Annotated in this window: 13 protein-coding genes; 12 read left to right on the top strand and 1 reads right to left on the bottom strand. The window is 60.6% G+C overall.

Annotated elements, in window-relative coordinates; translation table 11 throughout:
- Positions 1-59 precede the first annotated feature (59 nt).
- Entirely contained in the window at positions 60-860 is an 801-nt protein-coding gene (locus tag ABAC460_RS47040; RefSeq protein WP_052012832.1) for a response regulator, read from the bottom strand.
- A gap of 353 nt (positions 861-1,213) precedes the next feature.
- Here ABAC460_RS47040 and ABAC460_RS47045 point away from each other — a divergent pair, with 353 nt between their 5' ends.
- From ABAC460_RS47045 to ABAC460_RS47100, 12 genes are all read left to right on the top strand, one after another.
- The gene (locus tag ABAC460_RS47045) at positions 1,214-4,705 is read left to right on the top strand and encodes a beta strand repeat-containing protein (RefSeq protein ID WP_023455871.1); all 3,492 of its coding nucleotides are present in this window, start codon (positions 1,214-1,216) and stop codon (positions 4,703-4,705) included.
- Positions 4,706-4,877: 172 nt separating this feature from the next.
- Positions 4,878-6,920, top strand: coding sequence for a beta strand repeat-containing protein (locus ABAC460_RS47050; protein ID WP_023455872.1), 2,043 nt, complete (start codon positions 4,878-4,880; stop codon positions 6,918-6,920).
- Between the two features lie 150 nt (positions 6,921-7,070).
- Positions 7,071-9,200, top strand: a complete 2,130-nt coding sequence (locus ABAC460_RS47055; RefSeq protein WP_023455873.1) for a beta strand repeat-containing protein — start codon at positions 7,071-7,073, stop codon at positions 9,198-9,200.
- Positions 9,201-9,430: 230 nt separating this feature from the next.
- Entirely contained in the window at positions 9,431-10,210 is a 780-nt protein-coding gene (locus ABAC460_RS47060) for a hypothetical protein (protein ID WP_023455874.1), read from the top strand.
- A 76-nt stretch (positions 10,211-10,286) separates the two neighbouring features.
- Positions 10,287-10,748, top strand: coding sequence for a hypothetical protein (locus tag ABAC460_RS47065; RefSeq protein ID WP_023455875.1), 462 nt, complete (start codon positions 10,287-10,289; stop codon positions 10,746-10,748).
- Between the two features lie 164 nt (positions 10,749-10,912).
- Positions 10,913-11,248, top strand: a complete 336-nt coding sequence (locus ABAC460_RS47070) for a hypothetical protein (protein WP_155914767.1) — start codon at positions 10,913-10,915, stop codon at positions 11,246-11,248.
- Positions 11,249-11,397: 149 nt separating this feature from the next.
- Positions 11,398-12,624: a phage terminase large subunit gene (locus ABAC460_RS47075; RefSeq protein ID WP_023455877.1), complete on the top strand. Its 1,227-nt coding sequence runs from the start codon at positions 11,398-11,400 to the stop codon at positions 12,622-12,624.
- Positions 12,624-13,844, top strand: a complete 1,221-nt coding sequence (locus tag ABAC460_RS47080) for a phage portal protein (RefSeq protein WP_023455878.1) — start codon at positions 12,624-12,626, stop codon at positions 13,842-13,844. The genes ABAC460_RS47075 and ABAC460_RS47080 overlap by 1 nt, the downstream gene beginning before the upstream one ends.
- A complete protein-coding gene (locus ABAC460_RS47085) occupies positions 13,841-14,164 on the top strand; it encodes a hypothetical protein (protein WP_023455879.1) in 324 nt (107 codons plus the stop codon). The genes ABAC460_RS47080 and ABAC460_RS47085 overlap by 4 nt, the downstream gene beginning before the upstream one ends.
- A gap of 134 nt (positions 14,165-14,298) precedes the next feature.
- Positions 14,299-14,985: an HK97 family phage prohead protease gene (locus ABAC460_RS47090; RefSeq protein ID WP_155914768.1), complete on the top strand. Its 687-nt coding sequence runs from the start codon at positions 14,299-14,301 to the stop codon at positions 14,983-14,985.
- Positions 14,966-16,183 carry a phage major capsid protein gene (locus ABAC460_RS47095; RefSeq protein WP_023455881.1) on the top strand — a complete coding sequence of 406 codons (1,218 nt, stop codon included), beginning with the start codon at positions 14,966-14,968 and terminating at the stop codon, positions 16,181-16,183. Before ABAC460_RS47090 ends, ABAC460_RS47095 begins: the two co-directional genes overlap by 20 nt.
- Positions 16,184-16,214: 31 nt before the next feature.
- Complete coding sequence (locus ABAC460_RS47100) at positions 16,215-16,637, top strand: hypothetical protein (RefSeq protein WP_023455882.1); 423 nt, start codon at positions 16,215-16,217, stop codon at positions 16,635-16,637.
- Positions 16,638-16,716: the final 79 nt, after the last annotated feature.

The following is a 16,716-nucleotide window of genomic DNA, read 5'->3' on the forward strand; positions in this document are numbered from 1 at the left end:
GAGGGCGCTCGAAACTTCCGCATGTGGCCCTTGCTCGAGATTCAGTGCCAAGGAAAGGGTTACAGCATCACGGATTTTGCGGGGGTGTCGGGGATGTGGGGAATGGGTTCCAGGACGGCTTCGACCACTTCGAGCAGGTCCTCCTTCGTGAAGGGCTTGCAGATCTGACCGTGGACGCCGATGCGGCGGCTGGCGTTCAGGGCTTCAAGGCTGGATACCTTGTTCTCCATGCCGGCCGACATCGAGATCAGCCGTACCTTCGGCCAGGTCGAGCGGATGGAGCGCATGCCCTTCAGGCCGCCCATGCCCGGCATGAAGACGTCGCACAGCACCAGGTCGACGTGGGCTATGTCGACACTCGAGAAGGCCGTCTCCATCGTCGGGGCCACCGAGACGCGGTAGCCCTCGGCTTCCAGGGCGGATTTGACGAACAGACACACTGTGCGGCTGTCGTCGATGACCAGCACGTGGCGGCTGTGCAGGGGGCCGCCTTTTTCGGCCCGGGTCAGGACATCGCCGACCTGGGGTTCGGTAAAGGGCTTGGGCATCAGGTAGTCGGCCTGGTACTTGCGCGCCTGGGCCAGGGTGTCGGCGATCGAGGTCTCCTTGGAGCCGGCCGTCATCAGGGCGATCACCGCCCCTGGCGCGAGCATGCGGAAACGATCGAAGTGTCTGAGCGTGTTGCGGTCGCCGACATAGACGTCCAGGAACATCGCCCGGATATCCATGATCTGAACCGCTTCCAGGGCGTCCTTGACCTCGGTGAAGTGCAGGGCCGACCAGCCGCGCGCTTCAACCATCCGGCGGATAATTGTCGCCTGGGTGGCGCTGTCTTCGAGGATCAAAGCTGTGAGACGCATGCAACATACCAAGGTTACTCAATGTCCGACGATATGGGCGCCGGGGGTAAAAGTCTGGTAAACCCTCAGGCATTTTTTCACCGCAAAGCCTGCTGTCACAACAAATTTACGAAAATCTCCGAGCAATATCGTCGTGATGTAAAAATTTGCAAAGCGCGTGAGGCGGGTCACCTTTTCGTGCACGCAGCCAGGTGACGGGTTGCAGGATGACGGTCGGGCGTTCATAGTTAACGACAGGTTTCGGCGATGGGGGCGTCAATACAGGGTCGACAGATGTGCGGCCGTAGTCGTGAGCCTCTGTGCCGCGTAGCGTTTCAAACGACAATTTACATTCAACGAAGTGAGGGACCGCCATGTATTATGTGGGGACTTCGGGTGACGACACGTTTGCCGGCGGGCTGGACAACGATACGGCGGGCGGAGCCGGTGGCAATGACACGCTTTCCGGCGGCAGCGGGAATGATTTTCTCCAGGGGAATGATGGCGACGACGATGTGACCGGCGGATGGGGCAACGACACCCTGCTGGGGGGCGCCGGATTCGACGTGCTGGCCGGTGAAACCGGCGACGACCTGCTGCAGGATGCCAGCGGGGGCAGCCGGCAAGATGGCTGGACTGGGAACGATACCCTGCGCGGAGGCACCGGCGCCGACACGCTGGACGGCGGCGACCAGGACGACAGCCTGCACGGCGGTGACGGCGACGACGTGCTGTGGGACGGCGCCGTGATCAATCCCCTAAGCGCAAGCGGTTTCGGCAACGATGTCCTGCGCGGCGGTGCCGGGGACGATGTTATCTTCAGCTTGGCCGGAAGCGACACGATCGATGGCGGTGACGGGGTGGACAGCCTGTATCTCGATCTGGACCGCTGGTACCATGAAGCCAATTACCGGATCGATATGAGCCTGGCGGCGACGGCGGCCGGCACCGACATTGCGGGAGGGATACTTCTCCAAAATCTTGAGGTCATCGAGGTCCATTTCGGGTTGGGTGACGACAGCTTTTACGGCGGTGCGTTCGATGACCGGTTCTATGGCGGATACGGCAACGATGTCGCCGACGGCGGCAACGGCGCCGATGTTCTGGAAGGCCAGGACGGAAATGACTGGCTGAGCGGCGGTGCCGGGAACGATACGGTCCGCGGCGGAAATGGCAATGATACAATCAGCTATCATAACGCAGCCGGCGCTGTGGAGGTGCATCTGGCCATCGCCACCGCCCAGGCGACCGGCGGGGCCGGGACGGACCTGATCCTGGATGTTGAGAATGTAACCGGATCGGCTTTCGGCGACCGGCTCTTTGGCACGGCGGGCGGCAATGTCCTGGACGGCGGCGCTGGCGCCGATACGCTGCGTGGTGCGGACGGCGACGACACCTATATTGTGGATGACAGCGCGGACCGGGTGTTCGAATTCGGCAATGAGGGGATCGATACTATCCGGTCGTCGGTAACCTATAGCCTGTCGGGTCAGCCGATCGAGAAGCTGGTGCTGACGGGCGGCGCGAATATCAATGCGACGGGCAACGGTTTGCACAATATCATCACCGGAAACGACGGGAACAATGTCATTGATGGTGCCGCCGGCAATGATATCATGTACGGCGGCGGTGGCGACGATACCTTTTATGTCCAGGCGGCGGGCGACATCGTAGAGGAAGATCACCACCAGGGTAACGACACCATCTACTCGACGATCAGCTATTCGCTGGTAGGGCGGGCGGTCGAGACCCTGATCCTGACCGGCAGCGCCAATAGCCAGGCCATCGGCAATTCTCTCGCCAATCTGTTGACCGGCAATAGCGGCCATAACCGGCTGGACGGCGGCAAGGGGCTCGACACCATGGCGGGTGGAGCGGGCAACGACACCTACGTTGTCAATGCTGCCGGAGACATGATTGTCGAGGGAGTTGCGGAGGGGCAGGATCGCGTTCTCTCGACTGTGACCTATAGCCTAACCGGATGGAACGTTGAAGACCTGGAACTGATCGGAACCAGAGTCATTGATGGCACCGGTAATGAGGCCAACAATCAGATTTGGGGCAACAGCGCGGCCAACCGGCTGGATGGCGGCAGCGGCAATGATATCCTGGCCGGAGGACTTGGGGATGATACCTATGTGATCGATTCCGCCGGTGATGTGGTTGTGGAGGCGTTGAACGCTGGAAATGACCTAGTCGTGTCGTCGGTCAGCTATAGCCTCGGGATCAATATCGAGCATCTGACCTTGACGGGAACAGGGAATGTCAATGGTACTGGGAACGCCTATAGTAATATACTTACTGGAAACGCCGGCATAAATATCCTCACAGGTGGCGCGGGAAATGACGTCTATATCGTTCAAAACGCTGAAGATGTTGTTATGGAAAGCAATGGAGAAGGAGCAGACACCGTTATCTCGTATATCGATTACACAGTTGGTGCGGATAATGTGGAGTATTTTAGCTTGGGCGGGAGCGCAGATTTATCCATTACGGGAAGCGCTTCGAACGATTACCTCAAAGGCAATACGGGCAACAATGTCCTGAACGGCCTTGGAGGGGGCGATTCTATGTTTGGAGGGGCAGGAAACGATATCTATTACGTTGATAACCTCAGTGATCAGGTCCGAGAACTACCAGGGGAGGGATACGACACAATTCGAACAGCTATCGGTTTAACCATGCCGAACACATTTGTTGAAGCCCTCGATCTGCTGGGTACGGCAAATATTTACGGTACTGGGACCATTTTGAGCAACTCAATTACTGGAAATTCGGGGGCGAATGTCATTAATGGATTAGACGGAAGTGACACGCTTGCTGGCGGAGATGGGGCGGATACGCTGGACGGGGGTAGAGACGGCGATCATTTGACGGGTGGTTTGGGCGCAGATTCACTATACGGCGGGCAAGGCAGTGACGTCCTCGATGGCGGCGTCGGAGCTGATACGATGGCGGGGGGGACGTCAGGAGATGTCTACTTCATCGACAATTCAGGCGACGTTATTATCGAAGGCGAATGGGCGGGGGCTGATGTTGTCGTAGCTTCGTCCAGCTACACGCTTGGTGCATGGCTTGAGTCCGTTATTTTGACTGGGACGGGGAACTTCAACGCGACTGGTAATTCGAGAAACAACGCGTTGACGGGTAATGACGGAATCAATGTTCTTGACGGTGGAGCGGGTAACGACACCTATGTCATCCAAAATGCTGGGGATACGGTGACGGATAGCCAAGGGGTGGACCGCATCTACAGCACGGTCAGCTATGCCTTGGGAGGAACCGGGGCGGAAGAATTACAGTTGACAGGCACGGCGGACATCAATGCGACGGGAACCTCTGGTAATGATCTGTTGATCGGCAATTCGGGCATCAATCAACTTGTCGGAGGCGGCGGGAACGATAGCTACTACGTTCAAAATGCTGAGGATGTGGTGATTGATAGCCCAGGGGGAAGCGATGTCATTTTTTCGACGGTTAGTTACACGTTAGCAGGGACCACGGTGCGACAGCTTCAACTGACCGGAGCACAAGCTGTCTCAGCTACCGGTAATGCTGACGGCAATGTTTTGGTTGGAAACAACGCCTCAAACGTTCTTAACGGTGGCACTGGAAACGACTTTTATACCGGCCTGGATGGAGCGGATATCTTCCTGTTCGAAGCAGGTAGTGGCGTCGATGTAATTGCCGACTTTTCCGAAGCGGCTAACGACAGCATTAATATTCACGCTTACACAGGTGGTGCCGTACTTACGTCGATTGTGACCCAAGCCGGCGCCAATGTCCTGATCGACCTGGGCGGTGGAAATTCGATTCAGGTCAGCAGCGCCAATCTCGCGAATGTCTTGGCGCATATTGTCTGGTGAGAGGACCTCAGGCGTTCGTTAGCAGAAGAGAAATACGTAAGAATGATACCCCTTCCACCTTCGCCAAGGCTTTGGTGGACAGGCCATCATTTAGCGCTCCCCCTACCCAGCCTCGCCCGCAGGCAAAATGGGGAGGAGAAGACTGTTAGAGTTAAAACCTAAGGATTTGGTCATGGCTTATTTTACAGGGACGTCCGACAATGACACCTATACGGGCGGCGTCGCGAATGACGGTGTTACCGGCGTGGGCGGAGACGATGTACTGGGCGGTGACGCCGGCCAGGATACGATTTTCGGCGGCGACGGCCATGACTGGATCGATGGCGGAACCGGCGCCGATATCCTGGGCGGGGGGATGGGCAATGATACCTTCGTCGTCGACAGTTCCGACGACAGCGTACTGGAAGGCACCAACCAGGGCATAGACCTGGTACGGGCCTCGGTCAGTTTTTCGCTGGCCGGACGGCAGATCGAGTATCTGACCCTCACTGGGGCGGCGCATATCAACGCCACCGGCAACGGTTTCAACAACCTGCTGGTCGGCAATGGCGGCAACAACGTGCTGGACGGCGGGGCCGGGGCCGATGTCCTGCAGGGCGGGCTGGGGGACGACACCTATTATGTCGACAACGTCGGTGACAATGTCGTCGAAGCGCACTGGCAGGGCACGGATACCGTCTATTCGACCGTGACCTATTCCTTGTTCGGGCGGGCGGTGGAGAACCTGATCCTGACCGGCAGCGGCAACACCGGGGTGACCGGCAATTCGCTGGCCAACCGGTTGACAGGCAATGCCGGCAATAATGTCTTCGACGGCGCCGGCGGGAACGACACCATGACCGGCGGGGCAGGCGACGACACCTATTACGTCGATGCCAGCCGTGACAATGTGGTCGAAACCTACAATGAGGGCAATGACCTTATCTATGCGTCGGCATCCTATTCGCTGGTCGGCCGGGTGGTCGAGACGCTGATCCTTACGGGGGCGGCGAATATCGACGCCATCGGTAACAGCCAGGCCAATATCCTGATCGGTAATTCCGGTAACAATCTGCTCGACGGGGCCCAGGGTCTGGACGTCATGACCGGCGGGTTGGGGGATGATACCTATGTCATCAACTACCTGTACGACAAGGTGACCGAACTGGCCGGGGAGGGGATCGATACCGTCTTCGTCAGCAAGGTTGAGGACTACCATCTGGGGGCGAACCTGGAGAATATGGTCGCAAACCTGATCGGCGCCTATGGTAATGAACTCGACAACGTCATTACCGGCAGCCAAAATTTCAATCAACTGGTGGGCCTCGACGGGAATGATACCCTGTTTGGTCTTGGCGGCGATGATTGGCTGCATGGCGAGGCAGGCGCCGATTATGCCGCCGGCGGTGTTGGGGACGACAGCTACTGGATCGAAAATGCCGGCGATGTGGTTTTCGAAAACGCCGGCGAAGGGACGGACCGGATCTCGACCAGCGTGTCGTTCACCCTGCCTGAGAATGTTGAAATCCTGAGCATCGTCGGAAACGGCAACAAGGCCACCGGCAACAGCGCCGCCAACACGCTCCGCGGTTTCGCCGACAACAACGTTTTTGATGGCGGTGGCGGCGCCGATACGCTGAGCGGGGGCGCCGGGCACGATACCTACTATGTCGATGGCGACGATGTTATCGAGGATACGGATGGTTTCGATCTGATTGTCGCGCCGATCAGCTACTCGCTGGAGGGAACGACGATCGAAAGCCTGACCCTGACGGGGACGGGGGACCTGAACGGGACGGGCAATGGTGTCGGGAATATCCTGAGCGGGAATGCCGGGAATAACCGTCTGGATGCCGGGGCCGGGGGGACGTCGGACCTGGATCAGCTGTATGGCGGGGCGGGGAGTGACACCCTGGTCGGCAATGGTGGTCAGGACCGGCTGTATGGTGAAGCCGGCAGCGATGTCGTCGAAGGGGCGGCGGGTAATGATCTGCTGTGGGGCGGGGGCGGCAGCGACCTGTTCCTGTTTGCTGCCGGCAGCGGGCAGGATACCGTCAACGACTTCAGCGCGGCCGAGAATGATACGCTGCATCTGACCGGGCATTTTGCCGGCGTGGTCAGCGAGGGCAGTGTCATGCAGGTCGATACGGCGGTGCGGATCGACCTGACGGATGGGGGGTATGTTTTGGTGTTGAATGCTGTGCGCGCCGATGTGCTGGCGCATATTGTCTGGTAGATTTGAATGAATTGGTGCGGCCCTCGGGACCCCTCCGTCTCGACGCGTTTCGCCCCATAAGGGGGCTCACTTGCTCGCCACCTCCCCATTCTCATGGGGAGGAGAAGGAAAGAGAAGTCAGCTTCGCGACCAACCTAAAGGGATCGAGCCATGGTTTATTTTACCGGGACGCCGGATAACGATACGTTCACCGGCGGCGAGGACAATGATGGCGCCAATGGCCTCGGTGGCCAGGATACCCTCAGTGGCGGCGGAGGGCTGGACACGCTGTTCGGCGGCGACGGCCACGACTGGATCGATGGCGGAAACGGCGACGACATCATGGGCGGCGGAGCCGGCAACGATACCTTCGTCGTCGACAGTCTCAGCGACACGGTGCTGGAGGGGGTCGGCCAGGGCGTAGACCTGGTCAGGGCTTCGGTCAGTTTCTCGCTGGCCGGACGGCAGATCGAATATCTGACCCTTACGGGAGCAGACCACATCAACGCCACCGGCAACGGCATGAACAACCTGCTGATCGGCAATGTGGGCAACAATGTGCTGGATGGCGGGGCCGGGGCCGATATCCTGCAGGGCGGGCTTGGGGACGACACCTACTATGTCGACCATGTCAATGACAGCGTGGTCGAAAGCCACAACCAGGGCATCGACACCATCCAGTCCCATGTCAGCTATTCGCTGTTCGGGCGGGCGGTGGAGAACCTGGTGCTGATCGGACTGGGGAATACTACAGCCACCGGCAATTCCTTGAACAATGTGCTGACCGGTAACGCCGGCAGCAATCTGCTGGATGGTGGTGACGGCCGCGATGTCCTGGATGGCGGGGCGGGGGGCGATATCCTGCGCGGCGGGCTGGGGCACGATACCTACTATGTCGATGAGGCCGGCGACAATGTCGTCGAAAAGCATGGGGAAGGCTCGGACACCATCTATGCCAGCGTCAGCTATTCGTTGTTCGGGCGGGCGGTCGAGCACCTGATCCTGACCGGGACGGGCGATACGACGGTGACCGGCAATTCGCTGGCCAACCGGCTGACCGGGAATGGCGGCAACAATGTCATCGACGGCGCCGGCGGCAACGACACCCTGGCCGGCGGGTTTGGCAACGATACCTACTACATCAATGCCGTCGGGGATGTGGTGACCGAGCTGGATTTCCAGGGACACGACCTGGTCTATACCACCGTCACCTATGCGGCCGGCTATGAGGTCGAAGATGTGGTGCTGACCGGTGGCGGCCATTATACGCTTACCGGCAACCGGCTGGACAATCGCCTGACCGGAAACAGCGGCAATAATGGGCTGAACGGCGGGGCCGGTCTGGATACCCTGGCCGGCGGCCGGGGCAACGATACCTACTATGTCTATGCCGGCAGCGATGTGGTGATCGAGGCGGACGGCGAGGGGATCGATACGGTCATTACGACGGCCGACTGGGTGTTGGGGGACCATATTGAAAATCTCAGCCTGGGCGGCAGCGCGGCGCTCAGCGGCACGGGCAATGGGCTCAACAATGTGCTGACCGGAAACGGCGGGCCCAATGTACTGACCGGCGGGCTGGGGGATGACACCTATGTCGTCCAGAGCGCGGACGATGCGGTGGTGGAGCTTGACGGTGAGGGGGCCGACACGGTGGTCACCCTTTTCAACCTGGTTGTGAATGCGGTGACGATCGAGCACTGGAGGCTGGGCGGGACCGCGGATCTGTCCGCGACCGGCAGTGAACGGGACGACGACATCGCCGGCAACAGTGGCGCCAACGCCCTGGACGGTGGCGCCGGCGCCGACACCCTGAGCGGTGGGGACGGCAATGACGTGTTTATCGTCGATACGGCCGCTGATCAGGTGGTGGAGGAGGTGGCGCATGGGTTCGATACGGTCTTGTCGTCGGTGAGCTATGTCCTGGCGGAAGGATTTGTCGAGGCGCTGTATTTGCAGGGGGCGGGCGATTTCGATGCGACCGGCAATGCGGTGGACAATACCATCGCCGGCAATGCGGGGGCGAACCGCTTGAATGGTGGTGGGGGGAATGACACCTTGACGGGTGGCGGTGGGGCGGATGTTTTCCTTTTTGCGGTGGGGAACGGCGGTGATCGGATCGTTGATTTCTCAGCGGTGGATGGGGATGGCGTGGACGTCAGCGCCTATAGCGGCGGGGTCGAGAATGACGCTATCGTCAGCCAGGTTGGCGCGGATGTGGTCATCGATCTGGGCAGTGGGAATAGTGTGCTGGTGGCTGGGGTTCTGGTGGCCGATGTGCTGGATCATATTGTGTGGTGATGGGTTGACGGCCGGGCTGAATCAGATGAGCCTGTTTGTCATGGTCACGGATTGTGACTGGGGTGGCGGTGTTCCGCGGGAAATCTGCCAATAAAGGTGGTATTTCCACTGACGGTAAAGCCCCTCCCACCGCTTCGCGGTCCCCCCTCCCCGTGAAGAACGGGGCGGGAGAAGAAGACAACTTTTACATTTGAATAATTGCCCCGCAGCCCCCGGGGGCTTGAGGTATCATGCTGGAATATGTCGTCGAAGCGCCGGGACGATGGCGGGCCACGGCCGGCGGGGATGTGGCCGGGACCCAGGTGGTTTTGCAGGCCGATACCGGCTTTGGGGATGATATGTTGCAGGCGCATGTGGCGTCGGCGTTGGCGCGCGGGTTGCCGCCGGTGCCTTGCGGGCTGAAGGCCGGACGGCCGGTGCATATCTATGCCAATGGCCCGTCGGTTTTGCAGGCGCCTTTGATGTCGCCGTCCCTGGCGTTGAATGGGGCGTACAGGCTGTTTGCAGACGGGCCGGATCTGTGGGCGGCCGTAGATGCGCGGGCCTGTGTCGCCGATCATGTCGCGAAGCCGATGGGGCGAACGCGGCATATGTTGGCCAGCAAGTGCCATCCGCAGGTGTTCGAGCGGTTGGTCGGGTTTGATGTGTATCTGTGGCATGTGGCTGACGGTGGGGCGGTGGCCTTGCCCGATGGCAGTGCGGTGGTCGCGCCGGGATTAAGTGTGACGGGGACGGTGCTGGGATTGATGTACAGTCTGGGCTTCCGCGAGGCGCATATCTACGGCTGGGACTGCTGTTATGGGGTGGATGGCCGTGATCATGCGGTGGCGCAGGGCCATGATAGGTCGGGTGATATCGAGGTTCAGGTTGGGGCGCGGGTGTTCCGGACGACGGCGACCTGGGCGGCGGAGGTGCAGGCCGGGTTGGGGTATATGGAGCTGGTGCCCGGGTTACGGGTGCATGTCCACGGCGACGGGATGATGGCCGCGGCGATGGACGTGATCAACTAAAAATCACAATTTTCCTACCTATACTTTCGGACAATATCATCTTCCATCTACGGGATCTGTGTAGTATCAAAAAATCATGCATCTGATTACGGACGAAAATATTAACGAGGCCTACGACGCCGTTAAAGATATACTGATGATGTATTGCTTTATGGTCTGGAGATATAACGGCTTTAGCTTTGGAGCATCCGATTTTATTCGTTTTCCGGTTCTTAAGTATCTCACCGCTGAGGAGGCTGAATACGAAGGACGTGTGGACACGAATCTTTTGCGTTCGGGATCAGCGGTAGCATTGTTGGCTATACTTTATGATTCCTGGATTAGTAATGATGTGGTGGTTGCCGCTCCGGATCAGAAAAAAGCCATTCTCGATGGTTGTCTAACGGCATTTCCCGATATCGACGCGGTCGCCCGTCAGGCCCTGAATCATCCGCCGATGCCGTGGAGTTCCGATCACTGGTTCGATCGCCTGGGAGAGCCCATTTACAACGCGTACGTGTTGGGTTTTTTCCGAATGATGGCTCGCGTTGAGGTTTGAACAACGGCTTGACGGTGACGGCGAGTCAGATGAGCCAGTTCTCATCGTCAGAAATTGCGACGGATGAATGAGCCCGCAGGTGGAAACCGGCGGGCTTTTTCATTGGAGATAAGCCGATGATGACAAGCCGCAGACGGCTTCAGAGAATTTTGAGGCTGGAGGACGTGATTACGCCGCCGGCCGGTGGAAAGGGCAGGGCTCTGGATATCCGGGATGATTATAAGCCGCCGGACTATCTGGCCATCGCCGTCCGGTATCTCGCCGAGATCGTCGCCGGCGGAAAGAGTGAGGCGTCACGGGTGGCTGCCGCCAAGCTGTTGATGGAGCATGCCGGCCGTCAGGCTGAAGGCAAGGGCAAGGGGAAGATCGAGCCGCCGGTGATTTATTATGTGACTACGGGTGAAGCGCCGCCCTTGGGGGAGGGCGATTATGATACTTCCGTGGTTGACGAGGGGAGCGAGTCAGATGAGCCAGACGTCATCGTCAAGGATTGTGAGTGATGTATGGGCCCGCCGGTTGGTGGGCTTTTTTGTTGGCTTTTTTGGCGTTTGGATCTGCGGAAAATACCCCTCCACCGCTTCCTTGCGCGGCGAGCGCAATGCGCTCTTGCTCACCCGACCTCCCCACTTCGTGGAGAGGAGAAGGAAGAATGTTCTTTGAAACGATACCGGCTTTTGAGTTTCTGACGGAAAAAGAGCTGGGGAGCTATCGATTCCGGGCGGTGCATGGGGGCAGAGGCGCGGGCAAATCCTGGGAATTTGCCAATGCCGCTATCTATCACAGTGTGAATACGCCCGGCGCACGGGTGGTGTTTGTTCGTGAGATACAGGGCAGCCTGGCCGATAGCGCCTTTACCCTGGTGCGGAAGCGGCTCGAATTTTACGGGCTGGAAAGGGAGTTCCGGCAGGCCAACGGTCGGTTCTATAATGTGCGGAATGGGGCGGAGATCCTGTTCCTTGGGCTGTGGCGCGGCAATAAACCCGAAGGCATCAAGTCGCTGGAAGGTGCGACCCTGACCATCTGGGAAGAGGCCAGTGAAGGGCGGCAAAGGTCGCTGGATGTGCTGATACCTACCGTTTTGCGGACCCCGCAGTCCGAGCTGTGGTGCCTGTGGAACCCGATGCTGCCGACCGATCCGGTCGACCGGTTCTTTCGTGGCGATGTGTCGCCGCAGGGGGCGGTGTGCCGGCGGGTCAACTGGGACAGCAATCCGCATTTTCCGCCGGCGCTGCGCGAGCAGATGGCGCTGGATCGCAAGAAGGATCCGTTGCGGGCGGCGTGGATCTGGGATGGCGCCTATATGCCGTCGGCCCAGAATGCTCTGTGGACGCGCGAGTTGCTGGACCGGGCCTGGGTGCAGGGCCGAGACAAGGTCATGGAGGCCGTCGGCCGGGTCGTCGTGGGCGTAGATCCGGCCGGCGGCGGTGGCGACGAGGTCGGGATCGTGGTCGCCGGACGGTATGGCGCCGATGGTTATATCGTGCTGGACGACCGGTCGGTGGCGGCCAGGTCGCCGGAGGGCTGGGCGACGGAAGTGCTGCGCGCGGTCGATGCCTATGCGGCCGACTGCGTCGTGGTCGAGAAGAATTTCGGCGGCGACCTGGTGACCAGCAATCTGCGGGTCAACGGAGTCCATTGCCGAATCCGCGAGGTCACGGCCAGCCGCGGCAAGCAGGTGCGGGCCGAGCCGATCGCCGCGCTTTATGAGCAGCACAAGGTCTATCACAAGCGCCCGTTTCCGGCGCTGGAAGGGCAGTTATTGCAGATGACACCGAATGGATATGCCGTGAAGGGCCAGTCTCCGGATCGGCTGGATGCGCTGGTGTGGGCGCTGACCGAGCTGAGCCGGCGTCAGGTCGGGTTCGGAGTGTACTGATGGCGTTCTGGGATGGATGGGCAGGTAAGTTTTTTGGGCGAAGCGTCGCGCGGGACTATGTGGCGCGGCTGGATAACCCTCAGACCAGTTGGGTCGATTGGTTGAGCGGAACGCAGGACGCCTATGAGGTGGCCTATGGCAATCCGGTGGCGGCGCGGTGCGCCGACATGATCGGCCAGGCGGTGGCGCAGCTGCCGATCGAGGTGTGGCGCGACGGGAAGCGGGTGGAGGATCATCCGCTGGTGGACGTGCTGAACCGGCGGGCCAATGGCGAGGACAGTGCTGGGCAGGTCAAATATGCCCTGGCGGTGTTGATGGCGACCTACGGCCAGGCCTATCTGCGCGGGGTGCGGGTGACGGCGGGGCTGAGTGAGCTGTATGTCCATGGCCGCAAGGGATTTGAGCCGCGGCGTGATCGGCAAGGTGTGTTGAACGGGTATGAGTTCCGGCGCGAGACGGGTGGACCGGTGGTGTTTCCCATCGAGCCCGACGGGTGGTGCGAGGTGCGGCGGATTATCCGCCAGCGGCCCAATCTGCGCGACAGGGCGGCGTCTCCGGTCGAGATGGCCGGGCGGTCGATCGAGGAAAACAATGCGGTTCGCGGCTATGCCAAGGGGCAGTTCGAGCACCAGGGGCGCAGGCCGGCTGTGGTGGTGGTCGACAAGGATACGACCCTGGAGCCCGACCAGATCCGCGAGGAGCGGGTCAGGTTGAGCCAGCAGATGAAGGATGACGCGACGCGAAGGTTGCCGACCTTCCTGGCCGGGACCTTGTCGTATCAGGAGTTGGGGGCGTCGTCGTCGGACATGCAGGCGATGGAGCTGAGGAACGCGACGGCGCGGGAGATCTGTTTCGGCTTGGGCGTGCCGCCGGTGCTGCTGGGGATTGCCGGAGATTCGACCTTCAATAACCAGGCCGAGGCGCGGGTGGGATTTGCCCGCGATACGGTGCGGCCGTTGTGCGAGTTTATCGCCGGGGAGTTGACCGCGTGGCTGCAGCCGGTGGCGCCCGGGGTTGAGATTCGGTTCGATTACAGCGCGGATGCGGCCAGTGCAGCGGATGAGGCTGTGCGTTGGGAGCGTGCGGCCAGAGGTGTGGGTTTAAGCATCAATGAAAAGCGGCAACTGGTCGGGTTCGGGCCGGTTGGCGGTGAGGGCGATGTGGTGCTGGTTGCCGGCGGTGAGGTGCCGCTGGGTATGAAGGTTGGAGGGGCGCAATGACGGATGTGCGGATGCGGCGCGGGCCGGAACGGCGTTTGGCCGGAAGGTTGGCCGGGATTTTGGAAGCGGCGGTGGTGCGGCTGGGCGAGGATGCGGCCGATGGTTTGGCCGATCTGGTCGTCAAGCTGGCTACGGTGATCGAGCTGGAAGCTCAGGTCGAAGATGGGCAGGCGCGGGCCTTGACGGCGGCGCGGTCGATTTTGGACGGCACGCGGGAGATGTGGCGCGAGGCGCCGGCTGCGGCTGTGTCGCGGGCCAGGTGTGGAGCGCTGGCCAGGGCGGCCTTGGTGGCGGTGGGAGAGAAAGATCAGTCAGCTTGAACTGATGTGTCGAAGGTTACAGCGGGCCAAATCCCCCACCGTCTCATTTGCTAACCGCAAATGATCCACCTCCCCGTATAACGGGGAGGGATAAGATATTGAAATATCTGTCTTTAAGTTTCGGGTTATTCTTCATGAAACATGTGCCGAGTGCGGGAGTGGTGGAATACCGCTTTGTCGCCAGTGAGGTCGAGGCGGAGGTGGCCGGGCGGGTGGATGGCTTTGCCTGCCCGTTCGACACGCTCGACAGTCATGACACCCGGTTTGCGCCAGGGTGTTTCCTGAAAAGCATCGCCGCCTGGAAAAGCCGCGGGCGGACTCTGCCCATGTACGTCAACCACGCCGACAACCGGCCGGTGGGCGGTTGGCTGGATCTGGCGGAGGGGCTGGAGGGTTTGCGGGCGGTCGGTGAGATCGTCTCGACCGAGCGCGAATGGGTCGGCGGACTGTTTCGCATGAAGGTCGTGCTGGGCATGTCGATCGGCTTCGTGCCCGTCGCCTGGCGGGTCGAGACCGATGGTTCCGTCACCTTTACCGAGGTGAGTTTGCGCGAGATCAGCCTGGTCACCGCCAATTCGGTGCCTGGCGCCGTCATCGAAAGCCTGAGGGCCGAGGCGGGGTTCCAACTGCCGCGGACCAAGCGCGATTTCGAACACCTGCTGAAGCGGATCGGGTTCAGCGGCAATGCCGCCCGCGCGATTACGTCAAGCGGGTTCAAGGAGGCCGACCTCCGGGAGGGAGCGGATCCGACAGGACTTGTAAAAGGCCTGCAAGATCAACTGTTTCTTATGAGGTTATCCCATGTCGCAAGACAGCCATGACAAGATCCTCGACATCGTCGAGGCCATTCGCACCGAGGCGCAGACGCGCGATGGTGTTCACCTGGAAGCGCAGAAGCGCATGCGCGCCGAGTTTGCCGAACTGACGCGTAAGGCCGATGACGCGCTGAACGAGGCGCGCAAGGTCGCGGCGGTCGAGGCCGCCTTGACCAACATCGAGACGCGACTGGCGCGTCGAGATCTGTCGCAGGGCGGCGATGAACGGCGCAGCGAGCATCAGGTAGCCTTGGCCGACTACCTGGTGCGTGGCCAGGGCAAGGAAAATGTGCCGACCCAGTATCGCGCCGCCAATGAGGGCACGGATGCGGCCGGCGGTTTTCTGGTGACGCCGGAACTGGATACGGCGATCGCCGGCCTGGCCCGCGAGATGAACCCGATCCGGTCGGTGGCCACGGTGCGCAGCGGTACGGCGCCGGCCATCCGGCTGGTCCGCCAGACCAGCAAGGGCGCGGCCGGCTGGGTGTCGGAAGCCGCGACGCGCAGCGAGACGGGCACGCCGCAGCTGGGCACCACCGATATCGTGGCGCACGAACTGTATGCGGCGCCGCGGGCGACCCAGACCATCCTGGAAGACGCCATCCAGATCGAGGCATGGCTGGTCGGTGAGGTCAATGAGCTGTTCAACGAATACGAACTGGACGCCCACACCAACGGCAACGGCATCGGCAAGCCGAAGGGGCTGTTCACCTATACCGGGGCGGCGCAGACCGGCAAGACGGAGGTCGTTGACGGCAAGGTCGGCTATCAGGTGACGGGTGTGTCGGGCGATTTCGGCCTCGATCCGTATGATAACCTGATCGATCTGGTGGCGCTGCTGCACCCGGCCTATCTGCCGCGCGCCGGCTTCATGATGGATCGGATCACCCAGTCGAAACTGGTCAAGGTCAAGGACAGCAACGGCAATTACATCTACCAGCCGTCGCTGCAGGCCGGGGTGGCGTCGACCATCCTGGGCTATGGCGTCACGCTGAACGACCTGGCGCCGTCGGTCGCCGCCAATGCCTTCGCCATCGCGTTCGGCGATTTCAGCGCCTACCACGTTTACGACCGCCGCGGCACGACCCTGTTGCGCGATCCCTATACCGCCAAGCCCTATGTCGAGTTCTACACGACCAAGCGCGTCGGCGGCGGGCTGCATCGCACCGAGAAGGTCAAGTATCTGAAGTTCGGTACGGCCTAAGCGAAACCCCTATCTGAAAAGGACATCGATCATGATGCTCGATCATATTTCCAAACTGCAGCCCGTGGTGGCCTTGGCGCCGGCGGTTGTTTCTGACAACAGCGAACAGGTTTTCACCACCCTGGATTTGCAAGGCTGCGGTTCAGCGTCCCTGGTGATCGCCACCGGCGTGCTGGCCGATGCGGATGCCACCTTTACCCTGACGGTGTGGGAGTCGGACAATTCGACCATGAGCGGCAATGAAACCGCTGTGGCCGCTGCCGATCTGATCGGAACCGCCGCCCAGGCTTCGTTCGATTTCAGCAAGGACACCCAGACCTTCTGGATCGGCTACAAAGGCAGCAAGCGATATATCCGCGCCAAGCTGGCCGTGGCAAATAACAGTACCACCGCGCCTCTGGCGGCGGTGTGGCTGAAGGGGCATCTGGAACTGGCGCCGGCGGCGAGGAACTAGGGTTTATCTGTTCTGACAGTGTTTGCGTCTTCTGACGCAACCCCTCACCCTAACCTCTCCCCGTGAAGAACGGGGAGAG

The organism is Asticcacaulis sp. AC460 (assembly GCF_000495795.1).
Taxonomy (GTDB): domain Bacteria; phylum Pseudomonadota; class Alphaproteobacteria; order Caulobacterales; family Caulobacteraceae; genus Asticcacaulis.